The following is a 23,749-nucleotide window of genomic DNA, read 5'->3' as shown; positions in this document are numbered from 1 at the left end:
ATGCGTTGGGTTTGCATTGTTTTTCCGCAATTGGCCTTGGACGGTGTGCTGCGCCGTACCCCGGAACCTGAAGCGCCGCTGGCGCTGCTGACGGGGTCGCCGCAACGCCGGGTGATACAGGCGGTGAACGCGGCGGCCCGGGCCCTGGGCCTGCGTCCCGGGCAATCGTTGACCGCCGCCCATGCCCTGACCAAGGCGTTTGCCAGCGCCGAATACGACCCCGCTGAAATCGAGCAGTGGCAACAGTTTCTCGCCGCCTGGGCCTATCGGTTCAGCTCCCAGGTCAGCCTGCGTTATCCCCGCGCCTTGCTGTTCGAGATCGAATCCAGCCTGGGCTTGTTCGGCCCCTGGCCGCAGCTGGAAGCACGCCTGCGCAAGGAACTGAGCGACCTGGGTTTTCGTCACCGGATTGTCGTCGCTCCGAATCCGGCGGCGGCCAGGGTCCTGGCCAATGCCTACGATGGCCTTGCGCTGGTGGACGATGAAGCCCTGCGCCAGGCCCTGGGGCCGATGCCGATCGACCGGGCCGGGCTGGAAAAAGACGCGGCCACGGCCTTGTCGCGCATGGGGCTGCGGACCCTGGACCAGGTGCTGGCCTTGCCCCGGCATAGCCTGGCCCGGCGCTTCGAGGCGTCGTTGCTCAAGCACCTCGACACCTTGCTCGGCGAGCGACCGCTGGCCCTGGCGTTCTACCTGCCGCCGGATCGCTTCGCGGCGCGGATCGAGCTGAATTTCGACGTGACTTCGCACCAAGCCCTGCTGTTTCCCTTGCGGCGCCTGACCGGGGACCTGTCGGCATTTCTCTGTGGACGTGACAGCGGCGTGCAGCGTTTCGAACTGATCCTGGAACATGCCGGGATTGCGGACACGCGGATCAAGGTCGGCCTGCTGAGTGCCGAACGTGATCCGGCGATGCTCTTCGAACTGGCCCGTGGGCGGCTGGAGCAGGTCCAGGTCGAGTCGGCGGTACGCGGCTTTCGCCTGGAGGCCGAGGACTTGCCGGCCTTTGTCCCGCAACACCGCGAACTGTTCGACGAGCGCCCGCAACAGTCCTTGCCCTGGGAGCAACTGCGCGAGCGCTTGCGTGCCCGGCTGGGGGATGACGCGGTGCAGGGCCTGTGTTTCCAGGCCGATCACCGTCCCGAATGTGCCTGGCAGCCGCTGTCGGCGAGCACGCCCGGTCCGCTGGCCGAGAGCGGGCCGTTGCGTCCCGGCTGGTTGCTCAAGGAACCGTTGCCACTGCCCGAACAGGCGGCGCGGGTCCTGCTGGGGCCGGAGCGGATCGAGTCGGGCTGGTGGGACGGTGCGGATATCCGCCGCGACTATTATTTGGTCGAGACCCGTGCCGGGCGGCACGCCTGGGCCTATCGCACGGTGGGTGAAAGCGGCCCGTTGCTGCTGCAGGGCTGGTTCGCATGAGCATCGACTATGCCGAGCTGCATTGCCTGTCGAACTTCAGTTTCCAGCGCGGGGCTTCCAGCGCCCAGGAGTTGTTCGAGCGGGCCAGGGAGCAGGGTTATCAAGCCCTGGCCATCACCGACGAATGCACCCTGGCCGGGATTGTCCGGGCCTGGCAGGCCGCGCAGGAGAGCGGCCTGCCGTTGATCATCGGCAGTGAAATGCAGATCGAGAACGGGCCTCGGGTGGTGTTGCTGGTGGAAAACCTGGCGGGCTACCAGGCCCTTTGCCGACTGATCACCCAGGCCCGGCGGCGCTCGGAAAAAGGCTGCTATCAAGTGCTGCGGGCGGATTTCCAGCAGGCGTTGCCCGGGTTGCTGGTGTTGTGGCTGCCAGAGCGGAATATCGCCGAAGCCGATGGCCGCTGGTTGCGCGAGCATTTTCCCGAACGCCTGTGGTTGGCGGTGGAACTGCACTGCGGCCAGGACGATGAGCAGCGTCTGGCACGGTTGCTGGCCCTGGCCGACGAACTGGCGATTCCCGCCGTGGCCAGTGGCGATGTACATATGCACGTGCGGGCCCGGCGCGCCCTGCAGGACACCATGACCGCCATTCGCCTGCACACCCGGGTCGCCGATGCCGGGCAGCAGCTGCATGCCAATGGCGAGCGGCATCTGCGCAGTCTCGAGGCCTTGCGCGGGATCTATCCGGCGGCCTTGCTGGCCGAGACCCAGGTCATTGCCCGGCGTTGTACCTTCGACCTCGGCCAGTTGCGTTACCAGTATCCCCGTGAGCTGGTGCCGCAAGGGCAGACCCCGACGTCCTGGCTGCGCCACCTGACGGAAGAGGGCGTCCGGCGACGTTGGCCCGAGGGGATCAGTCCCCGGGTCCGCGAGTTGATCGAGAAAGAGCTGACGCTGATCGCCGAGCTGGACTACGACAGCTATTTCCTGACGGTGCAGGATATCGTCCGTTTCGCCCGCGACCAGGGCATTCTCTGCCAGGGGCGCGGTTCGGCGGCGAATTCGGTGGTGTGTTATGCCCTGGGGGTCACCGAACTGAACCCGGATCGCACCAACATGCTGTTCGAGCGCTTCCTGTCCCGCGAGCGCAACGAGCCCCCGGATATCGATGTCGACTTCGAGCACGATCGCCGCGAAGAGGTGCTGCAATACGTGTTCCAGCGCTATGGCCGCGGTCGGGCGGCGCTGACGGCGGTGGTCAGCACCTACCATGGCGCGGGGGCGGTGCGGGATGTGGCCAAGGCACTGGGCCTGCCGCCGGACCAGATCAATGCCCTGGCCGATGCCTGTGGTCATTGGAGCGATGAACCGCCGGCGCCCGAACGGCTGCGCGAAAGCGGTTTCGACCCCGACAGCCCGGTGCTGCGCCGGGTGCTGGGGCTGACCCGGCAACTGATCGGTTTTCCCCGGCACCTGTCCCAGCATCCGGGGGGCTTCGTGATTTCCGAGCAGCCGCTGGACACCCTGGTGCCGGTGGAAAACGCCGCCATGGCTGAGCGCACCATTATCCAGTGGGACAAGGACGACCTGGACAAGGTCGGTTTGCTCAAGGTCGATGTCCTGGCCCTGGGCATGCTCAGCGCGCTGCGCCGTTGTTTCGACCTGGTGCAGCAGTATCGCGGCGGGCCGCGCTGGACGCTGGCCAGCATTCCGCCGGACGATAAGCCGACCTACGCGATGATCGGCCGGGCCGACACCATCGGGGTCTTCCAGATCGAATCGCGGGCCCAGATGTCGATGCTGCCACGGCTCAAACCGGAGAATTTCTATGACCTGGTGATCGAAGTGGCGATTGTCCGGCCGGGGCCGATCCAGGGCGGGATGGTGCATCCGTACCTGCGGCGCCGCCACAAGGTGGAGCCCGAGACCTATCCGTCACCGGCGCTTGAAGAGGTCCTGAAACGCACCCTGGGGGTGCCGCTGTTTCAGGAACAGGTCATGCAGATTGCCGTGGTAGCGGCGAACTACACCCCGGGCGAGGCCGATCAGTTGCGCCGTTCCATGGCCGCCTGGAAGCGCCATGGCGGGCTTGAACCGCACCGCCTGCGGCTGGCCGGGGGCATGGCGAAAAACGGTTATCCTCCGGAGTTCGCCGCGCAGATCTTCGAACAGATCAAGGGTTTTGGCAGTTACGGTTTTCCCGAGTCCCATGCCGCCAGCTTCGCCTTGCTGACCTACGCCAGTTGCTGGTTGAAGTGCCATGAGCCGGCGGCGTTCGCCTGTGCGCTGATCAACAGTTGGCCGATGGGCTTCTACAGCCCGGACCAGATCCTCCAGGATGCCCGTCGTCACCACTTGCAGATTCGCCCGGTGGATGTCCGGGCCAGCGCCTGGGATTGCAGCCTGGAGCCGAGTGAAGGTCCGCAGCCAGCGTTGCGCCTGGGCTTGCGGATGATTCGCGGGTTTCGCGAGGAGGATGCGCTGCGCATCGAAGAGGCCCGCGGGGCCGGGGATTTCGAGGATATCGCCGACCTCGGCGAGCGGGCGCGGCTCGATACCCGGGCCCAGGAACTCCTGGCTGATGCTGGCGCCTTGCGTGGCCTGTCGGGCCATCGTTACCGGGCGCGCTGGGAAGTGGCGGGGGTCGAGCGGCAGTTGGGCTTGTTTGCCGGGTTATCGAGGGCGACCGAACCCCCGGTGGCCTTGCCGCGCCCGAGTGTCGGCGAGGACCTGCAAGCGGATTACGCCAGCCTCGGCACGACCTTGGGCCCGCACCCGCTGGCCTTGTTGCGCGGGCAGCTGCAAGCCTTGCGCTGTCGCAGTTCGCGGGAGCTGCTGGACGTCGAACACGGCCGGCCGGTGAGCATTGTCGGCCTGGTCACCGGGCGCCAGCGACCGGGCACGGCCAGTGGGGTGACCTTTGTCACCCTTGAGGATGAATTCGGCAACGTCAACGTGGTGGTCTGGCGCGACCTGGCCGAGCGGCAACGGCAAGTGCTGGTGGGCGCGCAGTTGCTGAAAGTCGACGGACGCCTGGAAACCGAGGGCGAGGTGCGGCATGTGATTGCCGGGCGCTTGAGCGACCTGGGCTCGATGTTGGCCGATATCACCGTGCGCAGCCGGGATTTCCGCTGACGACGCTCCGGCGAACAGATTATGCCTATAATCATTCGCCGAACGGATCACCCGTCGATCCGCTGTCGCATTCCCTGCCGCTTGCTGGAAGCCTTCCATGACTGATCTTTCCGAGTTCACCATCACGCAGAAATGGCCCGCGCAACATCCTGACCGACTCCAGCTCTACTCGTTGCCCACGCCCAACGGCGTCAAGGTTTCGATCATGCTCGAAGAGCTGGGCCTGCCTTATGAGGCGCACCTGGTCAGTTTCTCCAGCAATGACCAACTGACGCCGGAATTCATCTCGTTGAGCCCCAACAACAAGATCCCGGCCATCATTGACCCCAACGGTCCCGACGGCCAGCCGCTGCCGTTGTTCGAGTCCGGGGCGATCCTGATCTACCTCGCCGAGAAAACCGGGCGCTTCATGTCCAAGGACCTGGCCCGGCGCTATGAAACCATCCAGTGGGTGATGTTCCAGATGGGCGGCATCGGACCGATGTTCGGCCAGCTCGGTTTCTTCAACAAGTTCGCCGGCAAGGACTACGAGGACAAGCGTCCGCGCGACCGTTACGTCGCCGAGAGCAAGCGCCTGCTGAGTGTGCTGGACCGGCGCCTGGAAAGCCGTCGCTGGATCATGGGCGACGACTACAGCATCGCCGACATCGCCACCTTCCCATGGATCCGCAACCTGATCGGTTTCTACGAAGCCGGCGACCTGGTGGGTATCAAGGACTTCCCCCATGTGCTGCGCGCACTGGAGCAGTTCCTGGCCCGCCCGGCGGTGATCAAAGGGCTGACCATTCCGAGTTGAGTCGTGGAGGCAGGCCAGGGTTCGATCAGGCCTGCTCAATCATCCCTTGTCAGCACTTCCAGCAACTCGATTTCAAAGGTCAGGTCGGCGCCAGGGGCGACCCGCGAACCCATCCCGCGTTCGCCATAGGCCAGGTGCGCCGGCACGAACAGTCGGCGTTTGCCGCCGACCTTCATGCCCATCAGGCCGATATCCCAGCCCTTGATCACCCGCCCTGTGCCGATCACGCACTGGAACGGCTTGCCACGACTATGGGACGAGTCGAACTCGCTGCCATCGTCGAGCGTGCCGCGGTAGTGGGTGGTGATCAGGGCGCCCTTGACCACGGCCTTGCCGTCGCCTTCCAGCAGGTCCGTCACCTGCAGTTCAGTGTTCGTCATAACTTCTCCAGGGTCGGTACCCCATGAATGATTTCCCGATCGGTAGGGTCCGGCATTTTGCCATGTCGCATGTCCCGCGCCAGCATGGGCAGCCCCTGGCGCTAGTGCATCGGACCGGGCATAAACGCATGTAGGACATGCACGTCGTCCAGGCTGCGATTTCCTGCCTGAATAGAGTATTGTGTGGGTCTGCGGAAAAAATGTCATAAGCCTGAGCGATTCGGGCGGTTATCAGATGATTGAGGGTGCCATGGGTCAGGAAAGCATTAACTGGGACAAGCTGGGTTTCGATTACGTCAAGACCGACAAGCGCTACCTGTCGTACTACCGTAACGGTGAGTGGGACAAGGGCACGCTGACCGAAGACAACGTCCTGCACATCAGCGAAGGTTCGACCGCGCTGCACTACGGCCAGCAGTGCTTCGAAGGCATGAAGGCCTACCGTTGCAAGGATGGTTCGATCAACCTGTTCCGTCCTGACCAGAACGCCGCGCGCATGCAGCGCAGCTGCTCGCGCCTGCTGATGCCGCATGTACCGACCGACGTGTTTATCGAAGCCTGCAAGCAGGTGGTGCGTGCCAACGAACGTTTCATCCCGCCTTACGGCAGTGGCGGCGCGCTGTACCTGCGGCCGTTCGTGATCGGCGTGGGTGACAACATCGGCGTGCGTACCGCTCCCGAGTTCATCTTCTCGATCTTCTGCATCCCGGTCGGCGCCTACTTCAAGGGCGGCATGAAGCCGCACAATTTCGTGATCTCCAGCTACGACCGCGCGGCTCCGCAAGGCACCGGTGCGGCCAAGGTCGGTGGCAACTATGCCGCCAGCCTGATGCCGGGTGCCGAAGCCAAGAAGCGTGGCTTCGCCGACAGCATCTACCTGGACCCACTGACCCATTCGAAGATCGAGGAAGTCGGTTCGGCCAACTTCTTCGGCATCACCGGCAACAACGAATTCGTCACGCCGAAGTCGCCTTCGGTATTGCCGGGCATTACCCGCATGTCGCTGATGGAACTGGCCGAATCGCGCCTGGGCCTGAAAGTCGTCGAAGGCGATGTGCTGATCGACAAGATCGCCGACTTCAAGGAAGCCGGCGCCTGCGGCACTGCCGCGGTGATCACGCCGATCGGCGGCATCGAGTACAACGGCAAGCTGCACGTGTTCCACAGCGAGACCGAAGTTGGTCCGGTGACCCAGCGCCTGTACAGCGAACTGACCGGCGTACAGACCGGCGACATCGAGGCGCCGGCGGGCTGGATCGTCAAGGTCTGATGCCTGCGACTGCCTGATTCGACAGTGTGAAAGCCCGGCCTGAGCAATCAGGCCGGGCTTTTTATTTCCGGGTGAACGACGCCTGTTCACGTGCAACTCATGCATCGAATCGGTTGACTCATGCGTTAGACTGATCAATCAGTTTCCGACGAGTCAGCGCCATGGCCATCAACTTCGATTTGAACGACTTGCAGGCCTTTCGCGCCGTGGTGGAGCAGGGCAGCTTTCGCAAGGCGGCCCAGGCCATCAGCATTTCCCAGCCGGCCTTGAGTCGGCGGGTGGAGAAGCTGGAGGATGCGCTGGGTGTGCGGCTGTTCGAGCGCACCACCCGACGGGTCAGCCTGACCCAGGTGGGCCGGGCGTTCGCGCCGACGGTGGAGCGCTTGCTGGATGACCTGGACCTGGCCCTGCTCGGCATCACCGACGTGGCCTCGACCCGGCTGGGGCATGTCACGGTGGCTTGCGTGCCGTCGGCGGCCTATTACTTCATGCCGAAGGTGGTTGCCCACTATCACCGGCAATACCCAAAAATCAGGGTTAAGGTCCTGGACTCCAGCGCCAACGACGTGCATGCCGCCGTGCTCAGTGGCGAGGCGGATTTCGGCCTGAGTTTCACCGGCAACCTGCAAGCGGAGATCGAATTCGAGCTGCTGGTGGAGGAGCGCTATGTCATGGCCTGTCGCCGCGATCATCCGCTGGCCGGGCGGGCCAGCGTGACCTGGACCGAGCTGTACCAGCAGGACTACATCAGCCTCGACAAGACCTCGGGCAATCGTTTCCTGCTCGACCAGGCGTTGGTGGGTATCGCACCGCAGAAGCCCGGGGTCTGCGAAACCCGGCACGTCACCACCATGATCGGTCTGGTGGAGGCCGGGTTGGGGGTGGCGGCGGTGCCGACCATGGCGATGCCGGGGGACGGGCATCCGATTCTCACCAGTGTGCCGCTGATCGAGCCGACCGTGATGCGCAAGGTCGGGCTGCTCAAGCGCCGGGGACGGGTGCTGACCCCGGCGGCACGGGAGCTGGAGCGGCTGATTGTCGAGATGAAGGTGTCGCGATCCGAGGTCAGTGGCTGATCGAGTCCAATCCGGTGGCCTTCACGGTGGCCTGGGCTGCCGGAGCGGCCAGGTAGTCAAGCAGGGCCTTGGCTTGTGCGGGATGCTCGGCTCCTACCGGAATCCCGGCGGCAAAACGCGTCACCGACTGCAGCGACTCCGGGATCTTGCCGACATAGGTCACCCCCGGCACCGGCAGCAGCTCGCTGACCTGTTGGAAGCCCAGCTGGTATTCCCCCGTTGCCACCACCGAGGCCACCGGGATCTTCGGCACCATGGTCGCCTTGGGCTTGAGTTGTGCTTCGATGCCCAGGCGCTTGAACAGCTGATCCTGGATATACACGCCGCTGGCACTGTCGGAGTAGGCCACGGACTTGGCCTTGAGCAAGGTGTCCTTCAATTCGGCCTCGGTGCCGATGGCCGGCTTGGCACTGCCTTCGCGCACCACCAGGCCGATCCGCGAATCGGCCAGTTCGACCCGTGAGCCGGGCAACACCTTGCCCTGCTTGATCAACTCATCGAGGGCATAGCCGACCATGATCAGCACATCGGCCTTTTCACCTCGCGCCAGCCGATTGGGGATGGCTTCCGGGGCCTTGCCCATGGACGGGCCGAGAATGGTCTCAAGGGTGTTGCCGGTGTCGGCGGCGAATTTCGGGCCGAGGAGCTTGTAGGCGGCGGTAAAGCCGCCGGAGGTCATCACGCGGATTTCCTCGGCCTGGGCCACCAGGCTGCCCAGGGCCAGGCTGCCGACCAGGGCCAATTTCAATAGCAATGCTTTCATCGGATCTCTCTTGTTTTTAGCGGCGAACAGTCAAACGGCCGGCTTGAGCTGCAGCGTGCTGCGGCGATACAGAAACAGCGTCGCGCACAAAGCGCAGAGCGCGGCGAAGCTCATCCAGTAGCCCGGCGCGGCCTTGTCCCCGGTGTACTGGATCAGGGCGGTGGAGATCGCCGGGGTGAAACCGCCGAACACCGCCGTCGCCAAACTGTAGGCCAGGGAGAAACCCGCCACCCGGACTTCTGCCGGCATGATTTCAGTCAGGGCCGCCACCATCGCGCCGTTGTACATCCCGTAGAGAAACGACAGCCACAGCAGCACCAGCAGCATGCTGGTGAAACTCGGTGCCTGGACCAGCAGCGACAGCGCCGGATAGGCCGTGGCCAGGGTCAGGCCGGCCATGGTCAGCAACACCGGACGGCGGCCGATACGGTCGGAGAGGGTGCCGCCCAGGGGCAGCCAGCAGAAGTTCGAGACCCCCACCAGCAAGGTCACCAGCAGGCTGTCGGCGGTGCTCAGGTGCAGCACGGTCTTGCCGAAGGTCGGTGCATAGACGGTGATCAGGTAGAAGGCGGTGGTGGTCAGCGCGACCATCAGCATGCCGGCGACCACGACGACCCAGTTCTGCGCCAGGGTGTTGAACACCTCGCGCATGCCCGGACGATGACGACGCTGGGCGAACTCTTCGGTTTCCGCCAGCTTGCGACGCAGCAGGAAGATGAACGGCACGATCATGCAGCCAACCAGAAACGGGATACGCCAGCCCCAATCGGCTACGGCGCTGGCCGACATCCACTGGTTCAGTGCGTAGCCCAGGGCGGCGGCGATGACCACGGCCACTTGCTGGCTGCACGACTGCCAGGCGGTGAAGAAGCCCTTGCGCCCAGGGGTGGCGATTTCCGACAGATAGACCGAGACACCGCCCAGTTCGGCACCGGCTGAGAAGCCTTGGAGCAGGCGACCGATCAAGACCAGGGCCGGGGCCAGCAGGCCGATGCTTTCGTAGCCGGGGACCAGCACGATCAGGATGGTGCCGCTGGCCATGATCGACAGGGTGACGATCAGGCCCTTGCGCCGACCGACGTCATCGATATAGGCGCCGAGGATCACCGCACCCAGCGGGCGCATCAGGAAGCCGGCGCCGAACACCGCGAAGGTCATCATCAGCGAGGCGAACTCACTGCTGGCGGGGAAGAAGGCGGCGGCGATGTAGGTGGCGTAGAAACCGAACAGGAAGAAGTCGAACTGTTCGAGGAAGTTGCCCGAGGTGACGCGGAATACCGCGCCCGCCTTGGCACGGGTAGAAGTGGCGGTCGGTGGTGTGGCGTGCATCGTGAAGGTCTCCAGCGTTTTTATGGCCTGCATCGACGTGCAGATTTTTATTGGCTGGGATACTGGAGCAGCGCTATAGATTTGATAAGTGCATTTTTAGAATGGATTGATGCGCAGGCAGGATCAATGTCTGGCGCGGACCCTGTAGGAGCCGGCTTGCCGGCGATGAGGCCCGTGGGCCTTGCATCACCTGATAGGCCGCTATCGCCGGCAAGCCAGCTCCTACAAGGTTTGTGGCGTTTTCAAGAAAATTGACCGCTAGGCAAAGCGCTTGACCATGAACTCGATAAAGCTGCTCAACTTGGGCGTCATCTGCTTGTCCGGCAGGTAGACCAGGTGCAGGGGGCGATCCAGGGTCTCGTGGTCGGGCAACACGTGGACCAGGCGCCCATCCTTCAAGGCGTCGTCCACCAGCGTCTGCGGCAGCAGGACGATACCGATGCCTTCCAGCGCGGCGTTCATCAACGCCGTGCCGTTGTTGGCCGACAGCTGGCCGTGGACCCGGACGCTTTCGCTGCTGACACCCTGGAACAGCCAATCACGTTGCGGCGTGGCCCGCAGGAACACCAGGCAGTTGTGCTGCCGTAGATCGTCTGGCACCTGCGGCGTGCCATGGCTTTGCAGATACGCCGGCGACGCGCAGGCGATGCGGCGATTCTTGCTCAGCAGGCGCCCCACCAGCCCGCTGCTGGGCAGTTCGCCGTAACGGAACACCAGGTCGAAGCCGTCCTCCACCAGATCCACCACCCGATCGTTGAACTGCAGCTCGATGTCCACTTCCGGGTAGGCCTTGAGGTAGGCGGCTATTGCCGGGATCAACCGGTCCGAGGCCAGGGTCGGCGAAGCACTGACCCGCAACCGGCCGCGAGGATGGGCACGCTGTTCCCGGGCAATCAGTTCGGCGTGTTCGATCTGCCCGAGGATCGCCAGGCACTGGGTGTAATAACCCTGGCCGATCTCGGTCAGGCTCTGGCGACGAGTGGTGCGGTGCAGCAGGCGCGTGCCCAGGTGCTTCTCCAGGCCCTGGACATGGTTGCCGACCATGGTCGAGGAGATCCCGATGGACTGCGCCGCCGCGCTGAAGCTGCCGTGGTCCACCACCTTGACGAAGACCTTCATGCTTGCCAGAACGTCCATTACCAACCTTTTATTGGGAGTGATCCAAGAAAGCGCTAGTTTATCAAGCGAGGCTAGGAGATCACCATGGACAGCGACACCGGCTGAACCCGCGCTCGATGTCGTACAGCCACGGTTCAGCAAGGCGTCGTCATCGGCATTGGGTAAAACGCTATGATCCGCTCCGTACAGCGGGTTTCGGGGGTGTGCGATCAGCGATCTATCGGGAATTCTCAAGCCGCGTGTATCGCGCCAGGTCAGTGGCATGTTGGCGATCCTGATCTCCATTGCCCTGGCCTCGCTGGACACCGCCATCGCCAACACGGCGCTGCCGGCCATCGCCACCAGCCTGCACACCACGCCGGCCGCCTCGGTGTGGATCATCAATGCCTACCAACTGTCCGCCGTGGCCACCATCCTGGCTTTCGCCTCCTTCGGCGGAACCGTCGGTCATCGCAAGGTCTACCTGTTCGGGCTGGTGCTGTTCACCCTGTCGTCGGCCCTGTGCGCGATGTCGACCACCCTGACCCAACTGACCCTCGCCCGGGTCCTGCAAGGGGTGGGCGCCAGCGCGATCATGAGCGTCAACGGCGCGTTGATCTTCAGCCTGTTCCCGCCGGAAAAGCTCGGCAAGGGCATGGGCCTCAATGCGCTGGTGGTGGGCATGTCGTTTGCCGCCGGGCCTACTGTTGCCTCGTTGATCCTGTCGGTGGCCGACTGGCCCTGGCTGTTCGGCATCAATATCCCCATCGGCCTGGTCGCCCTGGCCATGGCGATTCCCTCGCTGCCCCATACGCCGCCCAACGGCCAGCGTTTCGCCTGGGCCACGGCACTGCTGAGCATGCTGACGTTCGGCTCGCTGATCTATGCCCTGGGCGAGGGCGCGCAGTTTGCCGATGCCTTGCCGATCGGCCTGGCGCTGCTGGTGTGCGTGACGGCGGGGAGCGTGATGATCCGCCGCGAGATCGGCCATCCGGCACCGCTGTTCCCCTCCGACCTGCTCAAGCGGCCGATGTTCACGCTGTCGGCGCTGACCGCCATTTGTTCCTTCGCGACCCAGGGCCTGGCGTTTGTATCGCTGCCGTTTTTCTTCGAGACGGTGCTGGGCCGCGATCCGGTCCAGACCGGCTACCTGATGACGCCCTGGTCGGTGGTGGTGGCCTTGATCGCCCCCTTTGCCGGACGCCTGTCGGACCGTTATCCGCCGGGCTTGCTCGGGGGGATCGGCCTGGCGGTGCTGTCCCTGGGCATGTTGTCCCTGGCGATGCTGCCCGCAGACCCGAGCGCCCTGGAGATCGGCGTGCGCATGGTGATCTGTGGCCTGGGTTTCGGATTCTTCCAGTCGCCCAACCAGAAGGCCCTGATGACCAGCGCCCCACGCGAGCGCAGCAGCGGCGCCAGCGGAACGATCGCCACCGCGCGTTTGCTCGGCCAATCGACGGGGGCCGCGCTGGTGGCCCTGAGTTTCGGCCTGTCGAGCCACGCCGGGCCGGTGCTGGCCTTGTATATCGGTGCCGGTTTTGCCGCCGTGGCCTGCCTGGCGAGCTTTTCCCGGCTGGCGGCGCGCAACCTGGGGTGAGTCCGGCGCAAACGTGTGCGCTTTGTCCTCCCGCCAGTACTCGGATCGGCGCGATTGTTGTACTGTGCCCGCGACAACCTGTGAGGATGTTTCGGATGGCTGGCCGCTTGATCTATCTCATCGGGCCCTCGGGCTCGGGCAAGGACAGTTTGCTCGATGCCGCCCGCGAACCCCTGGCCGAGCGAGGCGGCCGCGTTGCCCGGCGCGTCATCACCCGCTCGGCCGAGGCGGCCGGCGAGGCGGCGCAAGCGGTCAGTGCCGAACAATTCGCGACGATGCAGGCCCAGGGCGCCTTTGCCATGAGCTGGCAGGCCAACGGCCTGTGCTATGGCATTCCGCGCCTGGTCGACGATTGGCTGGCCGCCGGCGCGGATGTGCTGGTCAACGGCTCGCGGGCGTATCTGCCACAGGCGCGGGCGCGTTATCCGGACTTGCAGGTGATTCTGCTCACCGTCGACCCGGCGGTATTGCGTGAGCGGTTGCTGGTGCGGGGGCGCGAGACCTTGCCGCAGATCGAGGAACGCCTGGCGCGCAATGCCGAGTTCACGACCTCGATGTTGGCGGCGGACGACCCCTCGCTGAGTCTGCTGGATAATTCGGGACCCTTGCGCAAAAGCCTGGAAAAGTTGTTCAGACTGATCGGGAAATAGTGTTTTTTATAAGTAAACTTCCTGGTATTTGGGAGTTTTCTTATTGTCTTTTCGGTTGTTGAATAAGCGGTAAATCAAAGTAATAAATTGGCTGGTTTTTTACCTCGTTGAGTGGCGCCCGGGACTGATATTTTAATTGAAAATTCCCCGGGTTTTTAAACGCGAGAGGTAGGCCGATATGAGTGTGGAGCAGGATAACTTTGCCGCCAGATTGAAAGAACTTTCCCAGCACAGTTTCAAGATGGATAGCCTGATCATGGACACTGCCCTGGCATTGTCCGGACTCATCCCCCATGGCGCGGGAGCCTGCGTGGCACCGCTGGTGGGCTCCTACAAGATGGGCCAGGCGGATTCGGCCCTGGTGGACAATCCTTATTTCATCGTGCATGGCGTTGACCAACGGCCTTCGCCCAAGACCAAACACCTGTTGCGCCATCGTAAAGTGCGTAGTTACGTGCAGTCCTTTACCGGGACGGCAGCGGCGATTGGCAGCGCGGTCTTGCCGGTCAATCCCTACGCGTTGATTCGCGAGGGCAATGCCGCCGGTGTTACAGCGGTGCACTTGTATCGCTTTTCTGAAATGGCGAAGCATTGTCGGCAAAGTAAAACCTTGTGCCAGTGGTTGGATCTGTTGAAGCTCATGAAAACCTACAAGTTGTTCAACAAGGGCCTCGGGGTTGGCTTGGCGGCTATTCCCGGCGGGATATCGCTGGGCGTCAGCCTGCCGATCAAACTCGGCCTGTTGGTTCACAATATCGGTGTGGCGGCCCAGGAATCGGCACTGTGCAAGGTCATCGCGATGGAGTTGCACTGGCGCGCCTATCAGGAGCGGAACCTGTTGAAAGGCAGTGGCAGCGGCCCGGCGACCGCCATCATCCGCGAACTCATGACACGACGCGGCGTGATGTGCGGCTTTTCCCATAACTACCCGGCATTGATCCAGGAGCCGGCCGGCTGGAATGCCTTTGCCGCCAAGATCATGGACATCTGATCGGAATCGCGTCCGGTACCAGCACTTCCCTGAAGATCGCCACCAGGGGGCGCAGATTGATGCGGTGCCAGGCCGCCCACAAGGGCGTGGTGTAGCTCAGCCAGGGTAATTCGCGCAGCACCACGCCCTGGGGCGCGTTGTGCCGCAGGCTCTGCTGGATCATCGTCAAGCCCAGTCCCGCCGCCACCAGCCCCAACGCCGTCAGCGGTTCATTGGCTTGCAGGCGGATATTGGGGTTGAATCCGGCCTTGATACAGGACTGGACGAAATCATCCTGCTTGCCCGTGCTCTGGGGGTGCTGCACGGCGATCCATTCCTGCTCCAGGAAGTCCGTCGGACTCAACGCGTCCAACTGCGCCAGCGGATGCTGCTCGGGCAGCGCCAGCAGCATGGGATCGTCGAGGACGCGGGCGCTGTCCAGGTCCGGGTCATCCGCCGAGGGCGGTTCGCTGACCAGGGCCATATCGAGGCTGCGTTGACGCAAGCCTTCCAGTTGCTGCGCCGAATTCAGGCTGTAGAGCGCGATATGCACATCCGGCCGGTCGACGCGCAAGGTGCGCAGGGCCTGGGGCAGTACACCCGAGTGCATGGCGTTCTCGATGTAGCCGATGCACAGGCCGCCTTCTTCGCCGCGCCCCAGTCGCCGTCCGAGGGACTCCAGCCGATTGGCATGGGTCAGGAACGCCCGGGTCTCCGTCAGGAACGTCTGGCCGTCGGCGGTCAGGCGGATGCGTTGCAGGCTACGTTCGAACAGGGTCAGGCCCAGGCGCTCCTCCAATTGGGCGATCTGCCGGCTCAGGGGCGACTGGGAAATGTGCAGCCGCTCGGCGGCACGCCCGACGTGCTCTTCTTCGGCGACCGCGACGAAATAGCGCAGTTGGCGTAAATCCATCATGTCAGACCTTTCGGGACTCAAGTCGTGCAAATTATGTCTTGGACGGTCAAAAGTCCGCAACCTAGTATCGATCCCGACAGCGAGATCCGCTTCACCCCAACGGGTGAGGCGGGTTGATCACTTCCATTCAAAGGATCATCACGATGAGCATCAGAGACAAACTGCCGGGCGCCATGGGTTTCGGCACCGCCCCCCTGGGCAACATGTTCCGCGCCATTCCCGAGGAAGAAGCCATGGCCACCGTCGAGGCGGCCTGGGTCCAGGGCGTCCGTTACTTCGACACGGCGCCGTTCTACGGCTCGGGGCTTGCGGAAATCCGCCTGGGCGACGCCCTGGCCAGGCATCCACGGGATCAGTACGTGCTCAGCACCAAGGTGGGCCGCCTGGTCCTGGACGAAGTGGAAGACGTCAGCGCCCGGGACCTGGGCGAAAAGGCCGGGGTCTTCGAACATGGCCGGCCGAACAGGATGGTCAACGACTACTCCGCCGACGCCACGCTGCGTTCCATCGAGGGCAGCCTCGAGCGCCTGCGCACCGACCGTCTGGACATCGTCTGGGTGCACGACATTGCCCAGGATTTCTACGGCGACGAATGGCTGGAGTATTTCAACCAGGCGCGCAAAGGCGCGTTCCGCGTGCTGACCCGCTTGCGCGAGGAGGGCGTGATCAAGGCCTGGGGCCTGGGGGTGAACAAGGTCGAACCGTGCGAGCTGACCCTGCAACTGGACGAGGCGCAGCCCGATGGCTTCCTGCTGGCGGGGCGCTACACCCTGCTGGACCACGAACGGGCCCTGCAGCGGCTGATGCCGGAGGCGTTGGCCCGGCAGGTCGATATCGTCGTCGGTGGCCCCTACAGTTCCGGGGTGCTGGCCGGCGGGACGCATTTCGAATATCAACCGGCATCGTCACAAATTATGGCTAAAGTTGAACGGATAAAGGCGATCGCGCAGCGCTTCGGCGTGAGTCTCAAGGCGGCGGCCTTGCAGTTCTCCCTGGCCAACCCGGCCGTGGCGGCGGTGATTCCCGGCGCCAGCCGGCCAGGGCGGATCGCCGAGGATGTGGCGGCCCTGCAGGAGAACATCCCGCCGGCGTTCTGGCAGGCGTTGCGTCACGAAGGGCTGGTGGCGGGCAATGCGCCGTTACCGGTGGTCTGAAATCCGAGAGGTGTCGATGCCCATCAAGCTGTCCGATAAGGTCATCATCGTCAGTGCCGCCAGCGCCGGGATCGGCCTGGCTGTCCAACTTGTTCCTGGAGATCATTCATGGCTGCAACCTCTGTAACCGTCGAAATCGGTGTGCCACCGGAAGAGGTCTGGCAACTGATAGGCGGGTTCGATTCCCTGCCTGACTGGCTGCCGTTCATTCCCCGCAGCAGCCTCAGCGAAGGCGGGCGTGTGCGTACCTTGCACACGGCGGACGGCGTGCTCGTTGTCGAGCGCCTGGAAGCGTTCGACAACCGGGCCCGGCGCTACAGCTACTCCTTCATCGAGAAGCCGTTCCCGGTGACCGACTACTTGTCCACCTTGCAGGTCCGCGAAGGCAATGACCCGGACACCTCCGTCGTGGAGTGGGCAGGGATCTTCACGCCGGTGGACGTCAGCGAGGAGGAGGCGGTGGAGCTGTTCCATGGGATCTATGCCAGTGGCCTTGCGGCCTTGAAGGCCAATTTCCCGGATTGAACACCTGGCCCGGACCCGCTGTTCAATCCACGGTCATCAGGTCGTTTCGGCAATGGAGGATCAAGCGGGCACCGGCCTGGTCGCTGGTGCCGATGTCGAGGGTGAAGCCGTGCAGATTGACGATGGCGGCGACAATCGACAGGCCGAGGCCGAAGCCTTCGCGCTGGGCGCCGTCGTCACAGCGATAGAAGCGCTGGAACACCGCTTCGCGCTCGGACGGCGGGATCCCCGGGCCGGAATCCAGGACTTCGATGCGGGTACTGCCGGCATCGTTGCTCGCCATCAACACCACCTCACCGCCTGGTGGGGTGAACTTGATCGAGTTGCTCAGCAGGTTGGCCAGGGCTTCGAACAGCAAGGCGCGGTCGCCGGTGATCGCCGGCAGGGTCGCGGGCACCTCCAGGCGCAGGCCGATCTCGGCCTCTTCAGCCAGCGGCAGGTAGAAATCATGCAGCTCGTGCAGCAACGGCAACGGGTCGAGCACCAGGAAGCCGGAGCGACGCTGGTGGTCTTCCAGCTCGGAAATGCGTAACAAACCGCGAAAGCGCGCCATCAGGGTATCGGTCTCGGCGATCACCCCATCCAGTTGCAGGGACTCGGGCGAACCTTCGGCGGCCTGTTGCTGGATCCGGTACAGCTGCGCGCGCAGACGGGTCAGCGGCGTGCGCAGGTCATGGGCGATGTTGTCGCAGACCCCCTTGACCTCATGCATCAGCTTCTCGATCCGGTCGAGCATGGCGTTGACGATCGCCGCCAGCATATCCAGCTCGTCCCGGCGGTTCGACAAGGGCAGGCGATGGCCCAGGTCGCCGGCGATGATCGACTCGGCGCTGGCCTGGATCGCCCGGATCCGGCGGATCGGCCGTCGGCGCAGCAGGTGCCAGCCGGCGATGCCGGGCAGAATGGTCAGCGATACCGCCCAGAACAGCGCGTGGAGAATGATCCGGGTCACACCGAACAGCGAGCCGTTGTCGCGCACCAGCAACAGCCAGCGCCCGTCGTGGGTCTGGGTGGCCACCGCGTCGCAACTGTCCTGGGGCAGGTTCGGGTCGTCGGAGTCGATGCAGTTGGCCAGTTCATGGATCCTGCCGTCCATGGGCAGGTCGGCCGGGATGGCCTGGATCGGCCCGCTCAAGTGCAACTTCTGCTCGTTGAACAGGCCGTAGGCATCCACGCCACGCATGTCGAAGGTCATGCTGGTGGTCAGCGCTTCCATCAGCGGTTGGCCCTGGAAGCGCGAAAACAGGTGCTGGCGTTGCATCAGCGAATGGCGGGCGAGGGTGCTCAGGTAACCGGAAACCTCGTAGTACAGCACCCCCATCAGGCTGCAGCTCCAGGCCACGAACAGAAAACTGTAGAGCGCCAGCAGTCGGCTGGTGGAGGAGCGCCAGCCTTTAGAGGGGTTCGGCAATGACATAGCCCGAGCCTCGCACGGTGCGGATCAGCGGTGCCAGGCCCGGCACGTCGATCTTCTTGCGCAGGCGGCCGATATGCACGTCGATCAGGTTGGTGCCGGGGTCGAAGTGATAACCCCAGACTTCCTCGAAGATCATCATCCGCGAGAGGATCTGCCCGGTGTTGCGCATCAGGAACTCCAGCAGCTTGTACTCGGTGGGCAGCAGGCTCAGCAACTGATCGGCGCGGGAGGCTTCGCGGGTCATCAGGTTGAGTTCGAGGTCGGCGACCCGCAGCGAGGTTTCGAATTCCCGTGCCGGGCTCTTGCGCCGCAGCAGCACTTCGACCCGGGCGGCCATTTCGTCGGAGGCGAAGGGCTTGGTCAGGTAATCGTCGCCGCCGGCCCGCAGACCGCGGACGCGCTCGTCGACATCGGAGAGGGCGCTGATCATCAGGATCGGCGTGGCGACACCAATGGTCCGCAACGTGGTGACGATGGCCAGGCCATCGAGTTCAGGCAGCATGCGATCCAGGGTAATCAGGTCATAGTCGCCGCTGACGGCGCGGACCAGGCCTTCGCGGCCGTTGTCGACCCAGTCGACTTCAAGCCCGTGGCTGCTCAGTTCGGCCACGATTTCCTTGGCGGTTACGGCATCATCTTCGATGGTCAGGATGCGGGTCATGGGTTGCCTCGACGGACCTTCAAAACAAGTGGGCAAGTGTGCCAAGAAGCGCGTGAAAACGTTCTGAACAAATCTTCAAGCTCTCTGGGCAGCTGTTCACAGAGCGCCTCGGGTCTCATGGGAGGCTGGAAACATATAGCCACACCTTGGCTGAATGAAGCCTGTCAGTAAGTTTTCTGTGGGATATTGCGAACAGTCATAGGGATTTGTTATCTGTTTGTCTGTAGCCGTGTTCGTTCGCCGTCTTGAACGAACGCTTCTTTTTATCCGGTATCCACCGGTTCCGGATGTCCGGCCGTTCCTGTACAGGTCTTTTTATGCATCGCCGCAATCTTCTGAAAGCTTCCATGGCCTTGGCGGCCTACACCGGCCTGTCGGCCAGCGGTCTGTTCGCGGCCCGGGCGCTTGCCGCCACCGCGGACGGCGACATCGAACACTTCGACTTCGAAACGTTGCAGGACCATGCGAAGAAACTCGCCGCGAAGGACTATGTCAGCACCCGCCAGGTGTTGCCGCCGGCCTTGGCGGACATGACACCCCAGCAGTTCAACGCCATTCAATACGATGCCCGGCACTCGCTGTGGAACGACCTCAAGGGCCAGTTGGACGTGCAGTTCTTCCACGTCGGCATGGGCTTCAAGCAACCGGTGCGCATGTACAGCGTCGACGCCCGCACGCGTCAGGCCCGGGAGGTGCATTTCCGCCCGGCGTTGTTCAACTATGCTCGCAGCCGCATCGATTCGTCCCGGCTCAAGGGCGACCTGGGGTTCGCCGGCTTCAAGCTGTTCAAGGCCCCGGAAATCGACCAGCACGACATTGTCTCGTTCCTCGGCGCCAGTTACTTCCGCGCGGTGGACAAGACCGGGCAATACGGCCTGTCGGCGCGCGGGCTGGCGATCGATACCTACGCCAAGAAGCGCGAGGAGTTTCCCGACTTCACCCATTTCTGGTTCGAAACCCCGGACAAGGACAGCACCCGCTTCGTGGTCTATGCCTTGCTCGATTCGCCGAGTGCCACCGGGGCCTACCGTTTCGACATCGATTGCCAGGCCGAGCAGGTGGTGATGGCGGTCGACGCCCATATCAACGCGCGTACCGCCATCGAGCAGTTGGGGATCGCGCCGATGACCAGCATGTTCAGTTGCGGCACCCATGAACGGCGGATGTGCGACACGATTCATCCGCAGGTACACGACTCCGACCGCCTGGCCATGTGGCGGGGCAATGGCGAGTGGATCTGTCGACCGCTGAACAACCCGGCGACCTTGCAGTTCAATGCCTTCGCCGACAAGGACCCCAAGGGCTTCGGCCTGGTGCAGACCGACCATGAGTTCGCCAGCTACCAGGACACCGTGGACTGGTACAGCCGGCGGCCGAGCCTGTGGGTCGAGCCGACCACGGCCTGGGGCGAGGGCTCCGTCGATCTGCTGGAAATCCCCACCACGGGCGAGACCCTGGACAATATCGTGGCGTTCTGGACACCCAAGGAGCCGGTGGCGGCGGGGGCCTCGCTGAACTACGGCTACAAGCTCTACTGGAGCGCGATGCCGCCGGTGGGCACTCCGTTGGCACGGGTGCACGCGACCCGTTCGGGCATGGGCGGGTTTGTCGAAGGTTGGGCGCCGGGCGAGCATTACCCCGAGGTCTGGGCCCGGCGGTTTGCCGTGGACTTTACCGGCGGTGGCCTGGAGCGCCTGTCCTTGGAGGCCGAGATCGAGCCGGTGGTGACGACGTCCCGCGGTCAGGTGAAGGATATCGATGTCCTCAAGCTGGACGAAATCAACGGCTATCGGGTGACGTTCGACTGGTACCCGAGCGACGACCGGGTCGACCCGGTGGAAATGCGCCTGTTCATTCGCACCCGTGACCGGACCTTGAGCGAAACCTGGTTGTACCAGTACTTCCCGCCGGCCCCGGACAAGCGGCGCTACACCTGACACCGCGCCCCCCTGTAGGAGCTGGCTTGCCGGCGATGGCGATGTAACATTCACCGCCGCCATCACCGGCAAGCCGGCTCCCACAGGTATCGTGGTGTTTTCAATATCCCATTTGGTATTGGAGTCCTATGCAGCTGTCAGTTGGCATCCGGCACCAGCACCGGCTCGGCCCGGTACAGCTCCGGCGCCAGGCGCTTGAGGTTTTCCACCTTCGGCAAATCATTGATAGCGATATACGGCGCGTACGGGTGCAGCGTCAGGTAGTTCTGGTGATAGCCCTCGGCCGGATAGAAGACCTTGCCGTCCTCGATCCGGGTGACGATCGCCGAGGGAAACGCCTTGGCGGCTTCCAACTGGGTGATATAGGCCTTGGCGATCTTTTCCTGCTCGGCATTGACCGGGAAAATCGCCGAACGATACTGCGTGCCACGGTCCGGCCCCTGGCGGTTGAGTTCCGTCGGGTTATGGGCCACCGAGAAAAACACCTGCAGCAGTTTTCCATAGCTGACCTGGCTCGGGTCATAGGTCACCTGCACCGATTCGGCGTGCCCGGTCGAACCTTCTCCGACCAATTCATAATGGGCGGTATCCGCCGCGCCGCCGGCATAGCCCGACACCGCGTTCTGAACCCCGCGCACATGCTGGAACACCCCCTGGACGCCCCAGAAACAGCCGCCGGCAAACACCGCCGTGGCCTTGCCGCTGGCGCCGGCCGCCTGATCCAGCGCCGGCGGGGCGATCTGCACCGCATCCTCCGCCGACCAGGCCAGGCGCTGGAACATCAGGACCGACAGGGCCAGCGTGGCGATCCCGGCGAGTATCGGCATGGCCGACCTGGTTTTTCGTTGTATCACTGGTGTGTTCATCGTGTTCATCCTCGTGGCGATCAACCGAAGGTAAAGGCGTAGGCCTGTACACCGGGGTCGAGAAATTCGATGGAAAAGGTGTGCTCGCCGACGTCCCCAGCCTGGCGGACCAGTTGGTACAGGCGCTGTTCGGTCACCCTGCCTTCGCCGTTGGCGTTGGTGTCGGTGCCGTGGTTGGCGCCCGGCAGCGCGCCGTCGATGCGCACCTTGAAGCGCACCGGCTTGCCGTCCGTGCCCGGGCCCAGCACCAGGTGCAGGTCACGGGCGTGGAAGCGGTAGACCACCTGGCCCGGGGCCTGGTTGAGCGTGACCTGCTCGGCATGGGCGGTCCATTGGCCATCCAGGCCCCACTGGTTCAAGGCCGGCTGTGTCGGCGCCGCATAGTTTTTCGAGTGGTCGGCCACCTGGTCGCCCGGCGAGGCGAAGTTCTCGGCGCGGTCATAACCCAGGTAGGTTTCCGGCGACTTCACTTCGGCCTCGTCGGCGGCCTGCATCACGCCCTGGGCCTGGGCGCTGACCATGCCGCCGGAGACGTTCTGGTGTCCGGCTTCTTTCAGCAATTGCTGGATCACCTGCTCGGACCCTTCGTAATCGCCTTCACCGAAGTGGTGATAGCGCACGCGGCCCTGGGCATCGATGAAGTAATGGGCCGGCCAGTACTGGTTATTGAAGCCGCGCCAGATCGCATAGTTGTTGTCGATCGCCACCGGGTACTGGATGCCCAGCTTGGCCACGGCCTGGCGGACGTTGTCGATGTCGCGCTCGAAGGCGAACTCCGGTGCATGCACGCCGATCACCACCAGCCCCTGGTCGTGGTACTTCTGTGCCCAGGCGTTGACGTAGGGCAGGCTGCGCAGGCAGTTGATGCAGGAGTAGGTCCAGAAGTCGATCAGCACGACCTTGCCCTTGAGGTCGGCGGCGCTCAGCGGCGCGGAGTTGAGCCACTGCACGGCACCCGACAGGTCCGGCAAGGTGCCTTCCACCGGCAGCGCACGTTCGGCGGCGCCGGTCTTGGCCGCCATCGCCATCATGCTGCCGGCCGGCTGGCCGGCTTCGCTGTTGACCGCCGCCATCATCGCGCCGTTCTGCTCCGGGGCGTTCTTCGCGGTCAGGCTATCGAGCAGCTTCTGTTCGATGCCTGAAGTGGCGACCGTGGACACCCGGGTCAGCACGCCGGTATCCAGGCCCAGGGCGATGGCGCCCACGCCGACCAGCATGGCCCCACCCAGGCCGCGTCGCAGCCATTGCCCGGTACCGAGGTTGCGCTTCATCGCGTTGAACAGCTTGCCGCCCACCAGCAGCGCCCCGGCCAGGGAGGTCGCGGCACCGGCGGCGTAAGCCAGCAGCAACAGGGTGGTGCCGATGTTCGCGCCCTGCAGGGCGGCACCGGTCAGGATCAGGCCGAGGATCGGCCCGGCACAGGGTGCCCACAACAGGCCGGTGGCGATGCCCAGCACGAAGGACGAGCGGACGCTGGGCGAGCCGTCGTGGCGTTGCGCCGAGCGCGACAGCCGATCACCGGCCGCCACCAGCGGCTGGGTCAGGCGCTCGGCCAGGTGCGGGAACAGCAGGGTAATGGCAAAAAAAGCCATCAGCGCCATGGCCAGCCAACGCCCGTACTGGTTGGCCTGCACCACCCAGCCGCCGCCGACCGCCGCCAGGGTGGCGACCAGGGCGAAGGTTAGGGCCATGCCGCAGAGCAACGGCAGGCCGCTGCGGCGAAACGGCTCGCCGGAGCGGGCGAAGACGAACGGCAGCACCGGCAGGATGCAGGGACTGAGGATGGTCAGGAGACCGCCGAGGTAGGCCAGGATAAGCAGGAACATGATGGAGTCCTTGTCGAAGCGT

At 64.0% G+C, this 23,749-nt stretch carries 20 protein-coding genes; 11 read left to right on the top strand and 9 right to left on the bottom strand.

What is annotated here, in order from left to right; genetic code table 11:
* The 3 genes from UCMB321_RS11620 to UCMB321_RS11610 all read left to right on the top strand — a co-directional run bounded on the left by UCMB321_RS11620 (position 1) and on the right by UCMB321_RS11610 (position 5,292).
* Positions 1 to 1,419 (top strand): Y-family DNA polymerase, encoded by a 1,419-nt coding sequence (locus tag UCMB321_RS11620; protein WP_040066694.1) that lies wholly within the window; start codon positions 1 to 3, stop codon positions 1,417 to 1,419.
* Positions 1,416 to 4,496, top strand: a complete 3,081-nt coding sequence (locus UCMB321_RS11615; RefSeq protein WP_040066691.1) for an error-prone DNA polymerase — start codon at positions 1,416 to 1,418, stop codon at positions 4,494 to 4,496. The genes UCMB321_RS11620 and UCMB321_RS11615 overlap by 4 nt, the downstream gene beginning before the upstream one ends.
* A gap of 97 nt (positions 4,497 to 4,593) precedes the next feature.
* Positions 4,594 to 5,292 (top strand): glutathione S-transferase N-terminal domain-containing protein, encoded by a 699-nt coding sequence (locus UCMB321_RS11610; protein WP_040066686.1) that lies wholly within the window; start codon positions 4,594 to 4,596, stop codon positions 5,290 to 5,292.
* A 35-nt stretch (positions 5,293 to 5,327) separates the two neighbouring features.
* On the opposite strand, the gene UCMB321_RS11605 is transcribed toward UCMB321_RS11610, so the two are convergent.
* Positions 5,328 to 5,672: an FKBP-type peptidyl-prolyl cis-trans isomerase gene (locus UCMB321_RS11605; protein WP_040066684.1), complete on the bottom strand. Its 345-nt coding sequence runs from the start codon at positions 5,670 to 5,672 to the stop codon at positions 5,328 to 5,330.
* 250 nt (positions 5,673 to 5,922) lie between these two features.
* Here UCMB321_RS11605 and UCMB321_RS11600 point away from each other — a divergent pair, with 250 nt between their 5' ends.
* Positions 5,923 to 6,942, top strand: coding sequence for a branched-chain amino acid aminotransferase (locus tag UCMB321_RS11600; protein WP_040066681.1), 1,020 nt, complete (start codon positions 5,923 to 5,925; stop codon positions 6,940 to 6,942).
* Positions 6,943 to 7,103: 161 nt separating this feature from the next.
* Complete coding sequence (locus tag UCMB321_RS11595; protein WP_040066679.1) at positions 7,104 to 8,018, top strand: LysR family transcriptional regulator; 915 nt, start codon at positions 7,104 to 7,106, stop codon at positions 8,016 to 8,018.
* Here the strand turns inward: UCMB321_RS11595 and UCMB321_RS11590 are convergent.
* The 3 genes from UCMB321_RS11590 to UCMB321_RS11580 form a co-directional block, all read right to left on the bottom strand.
* Positions 8,008 to 8,781 carry a substrate-binding domain-containing protein gene (locus UCMB321_RS11590; protein ID WP_040066677.1) on the bottom strand — a complete coding sequence of 258 codons (774 nt, stop codon included), beginning with the start codon at positions 8,779 to 8,781 and terminating at the stop codon, positions 8,008 to 8,010. The two genes, UCMB321_RS11595 and UCMB321_RS11590, sit on opposite strands and share 11 nt — an antisense overlap.
* Positions 8,782 to 8,811: 30 nt before the next feature.
* Positions 8,812 to 10,110 carry an MFS transporter gene (gene tcuC / locus UCMB321_RS11585; protein ID WP_040066675.1) on the bottom strand — a complete coding sequence of 433 codons (1,299 nt, stop codon included), beginning with the start codon at positions 10,108 to 10,110 and terminating at the stop codon, positions 8,812 to 8,814.
* 258 nt (positions 10,111 to 10,368) lie between these two features.
* Positions 10,369 to 11,247: a LysR family transcriptional regulator gene (locus tag UCMB321_RS11580; protein WP_040066672.1), complete on the bottom strand. Its 879-nt coding sequence runs from the start codon at positions 11,245 to 11,247 to the stop codon at positions 10,369 to 10,371.
* 244 nt (positions 11,248 to 11,491) lie between these two features.
* Between UCMB321_RS11580 and UCMB321_RS11575 the strand changes: the two genes are divergently transcribed.
* From UCMB321_RS11575 to UCMB321_RS11565, 3 genes are all read left to right on the top strand, one after another.
* A complete protein-coding gene (locus UCMB321_RS11575; protein WP_040066668.1) occupies positions 11,492 to 12,805 on the top strand; it encodes an MFS transporter in 1,314 nt (437 codons plus the stop codon).
* Positions 12,806 to 12,900: 95 nt separating this feature from the next.
* A complete protein-coding gene (gene phnN / locus UCMB321_RS11570) occupies positions 12,901 to 13,455 on the top strand; it encodes a phosphonate metabolism protein/1,5-bisphosphokinase (PRPP-forming) PhnN (protein WP_040066666.1) in 555 nt (184 codons plus the stop codon).
* 178 nt (positions 13,456 to 13,633) lie between these two features.
* Positions 13,634 to 14,446, top strand: a complete 813-nt coding sequence (locus UCMB321_RS11565) for a hypothetical protein (RefSeq protein WP_040066664.1) — start codon at positions 13,634 to 13,636, stop codon at positions 14,444 to 14,446.
* On the opposite strand, the gene UCMB321_RS11560 is transcribed toward UCMB321_RS11565, so the two are convergent.
* Positions 14,433 to 15,341, bottom strand: a complete 909-nt coding sequence (locus tag UCMB321_RS11560; RefSeq protein WP_040066662.1) for a LysR substrate-binding domain-containing protein — start codon at positions 15,339 to 15,341, stop codon at positions 14,433 to 14,435. The genes UCMB321_RS11565 and UCMB321_RS11560 overlap by 14 nt on opposite strands.
* Positions 15,342 to 15,484: 143 nt before the next feature.
* On the opposite strand from UCMB321_RS11560, the gene UCMB321_RS11555 reads away from it, so the two are divergent.
* Both UCMB321_RS11555 and UCMB321_RS11550 read left to right on the top strand, forming a co-directional pair.
* Positions 15,485 to 16,495: an aldo/keto reductase gene (locus UCMB321_RS11555; RefSeq protein ID WP_040066660.1), complete on the top strand. Its 1,011-nt coding sequence runs from the start codon at positions 15,485 to 15,487 to the stop codon at positions 16,493 to 16,495.
* A gap of 108 nt (positions 16,496 to 16,603) precedes the next feature.
* Entirely contained in the window at positions 16,604 to 17,020 is a 417-nt protein-coding gene (locus UCMB321_RS11550) for an SRPBCC family protein (protein WP_040066658.1), read from the top strand.
* 22 nt (positions 17,021 to 17,042) lie between these two features.
* Here the strand turns inward: UCMB321_RS11550 and UCMB321_RS11545 are convergent, their stop codons facing one another.
* Positions 17,043 to 18,437, bottom strand: coding sequence for a sensor histidine kinase (locus UCMB321_RS11545; RefSeq protein ID WP_040066656.1), 1,395 nt, complete (start codon positions 18,435 to 18,437; stop codon positions 17,043 to 17,045).
* A complete protein-coding gene (locus tag UCMB321_RS11540) occupies positions 18,415 to 19,098 on the bottom strand; it encodes a response regulator transcription factor (RefSeq protein ID WP_040066654.1) in 684 nt (227 codons plus the stop codon). Before UCMB321_RS11540 ends, UCMB321_RS11545 begins: the two co-directional genes overlap by 23 nt.
* A 317-nt stretch (positions 19,099 to 19,415) precedes the next feature.
* Here UCMB321_RS11540 and UCMB321_RS11535 point away from each other — a divergent pair, with 317 nt between their 5' ends.
* Positions 19,416 to 21,035, top strand: a complete 1,620-nt coding sequence (locus UCMB321_RS11535) for a glucan biosynthesis protein D (protein ID WP_040066652.1) — start codon at positions 19,416 to 19,418, stop codon at positions 21,033 to 21,035.
* A 137-nt stretch (positions 21,036 to 21,172) separates the two neighbouring features.
* Here UCMB321_RS11535 and msrA read toward each other — a convergent pair whose 3' ends face one another.
* Both msrA and UCMB321_RS11525 read right to left on the bottom strand, forming a co-directional pair.
* On the bottom strand, positions 21,173 to 21,817 hold the full coding sequence (msrA, locus tag UCMB321_RS11530; RefSeq protein WP_425338560.1) for a peptide-methionine (S)-S-oxide reductase MsrA: 645 nt from the start codon (positions 21,815 to 21,817) through the stop codon (positions 21,173 to 21,175).
* A gap of 104 nt (positions 21,818 to 21,921) precedes the next feature.
* The gene (locus tag UCMB321_RS11525; protein ID WP_040066648.1) at positions 21,922 to 23,727 is read right to left on the bottom strand and encodes a cytochrome c biogenesis protein DipZ; all 1,806 of its coding nucleotides are present in this window, start codon (positions 23,725 to 23,727) and stop codon (positions 21,922 to 21,924) included.
* Positions 23,728 to 23,749 lie beyond the last annotated feature (22 nt).

It is taken from the genome of Pseudomonas batumici, assembly GCF_000820515.1.
GTDB lineage: Bacteria > Pseudomonadota > Gammaproteobacteria > Pseudomonadales > Pseudomonadaceae > Aquipseudomonas > Aquipseudomonas batumici.
Note: the sequence above shows the minus strand (reverse complement) of the source record. Positions and strands in the feature narration are given on the sequence as shown.

Excerpts from the sequence above, each read along its gene's own strand:
- UCMB321_RS11620 (WP_040066694.1), top strand. The coding sequence starts at position 1 with ATGCGTTGGGTTTGCATTGTTTTTCCGCAATTGGCCTTGGACGGTGTG.
- UCMB321_RS11615 (WP_040066691.1), top strand. The coding sequence starts at position 1,416 with ATGAGCATCGACTATGCCGAGCTGCATTGCCTGTCGAACTTCAGTTTC.
- UCMB321_RS11610 (WP_040066686.1), top strand. The coding sequence starts at position 4,594 with ATGACTGATCTTTCCGAGTTCACCATCACGCAGAAATGGCCCGCGCAA.
- UCMB321_RS11605 (WP_040066684.1), bottom strand. The coding sequence starts at position 5,672 with ATGACGAACACTGAACTGCAGGTGACGGACCTGCTGGAAGGCGACGGC.
- UCMB321_RS11600 (WP_040066681.1), top strand. The coding sequence starts at position 5,923 with ATGGGTCAGGAAAGCATTAACTGGGACAAGCTGGGTTTCGATTACGTC.
- UCMB321_RS11595 (WP_040066679.1), top strand. The coding sequence starts at position 7,104 with ATGGCCATCAACTTCGATTTGAACGACTTGCAGGCCTTTCGCGCCGTG.
- UCMB321_RS11590 (WP_040066677.1), bottom strand. The coding sequence starts at position 8,781 with ATGAAAGCATTGCTATTGAAATTGGCCCTGGTCGGCAGCCTGGCCCTG.
- tcuC (WP_040066675.1), bottom strand. The coding sequence starts at position 10,110 with ATGCACGCCACACCACCGACCGCCACTTCTACCCGTGCCAAGGCGGGC.
- UCMB321_RS11580 (WP_040066672.1), bottom strand. The coding sequence starts at position 11,247 with ATGGACGTTCTGGCAAGCATGAAGGTCTTCGTCAAGGTGGTGGACCAC.
- UCMB321_RS11575 (WP_040066668.1), top strand. The coding sequence starts at position 11,492 with ATGTTGGCGATCCTGATCTCCATTGCCCTGGCCTCGCTGGACACCGCC.
- phnN (WP_040066666.1), top strand. The coding sequence starts at position 12,901 with ATGGCTGGCCGCTTGATCTATCTCATCGGGCCCTCGGGCTCGGGCAAG.
- UCMB321_RS11565 (WP_040066664.1), top strand. The coding sequence starts at position 13,634 with ATGAGTGTGGAGCAGGATAACTTTGCCGCCAGATTGAAAGAACTTTCC.
- UCMB321_RS11560 (WP_040066662.1), bottom strand. The coding sequence starts at position 15,341 with ATGATGGATTTACGCCAACTGCGCTATTTCGTCGCGGTCGCCGAAGAA.
- UCMB321_RS11555 (WP_040066660.1), top strand. The coding sequence starts at position 15,485 with ATGAGCATCAGAGACAAACTGCCGGGCGCCATGGGTTTCGGCACCGCC.
- UCMB321_RS11550 (WP_040066658.1), top strand. The coding sequence starts at position 16,604 with ATGGCTGCAACCTCTGTAACCGTCGAAATCGGTGTGCCACCGGAAGAG.
- UCMB321_RS11545 (WP_040066656.1), bottom strand. The coding sequence starts at position 18,437 with ATGTCATTGCCGAACCCCTCTAAAGGCTGGCGCTCCTCCACCAGCCGA.
- UCMB321_RS11540 (WP_040066654.1), bottom strand. The coding sequence starts at position 19,098 with ATGACCCGCATCCTGACCATCGAAGATGATGCCGTAACCGCCAAGGAA.
- UCMB321_RS11535 (WP_040066652.1), top strand. The coding sequence starts at position 19,416 with ATGCATCGCCGCAATCTTCTGAAAGCTTCCATGGCCTTGGCGGCCTAC.
- msrA (WP_425338560.1), bottom strand. The coding sequence starts at position 21,817 with ATGTTCCAGCGCCTGGCCTGGTCGGCGGAGGATGCGGTGCAGATCGCC.
- UCMB321_RS11525 (WP_040066648.1), bottom strand. The coding sequence starts at position 23,727 with ATGTTCCTGCTTATCCTGGCCTACCTCGGCGGTCTCCTGACCATCCTC.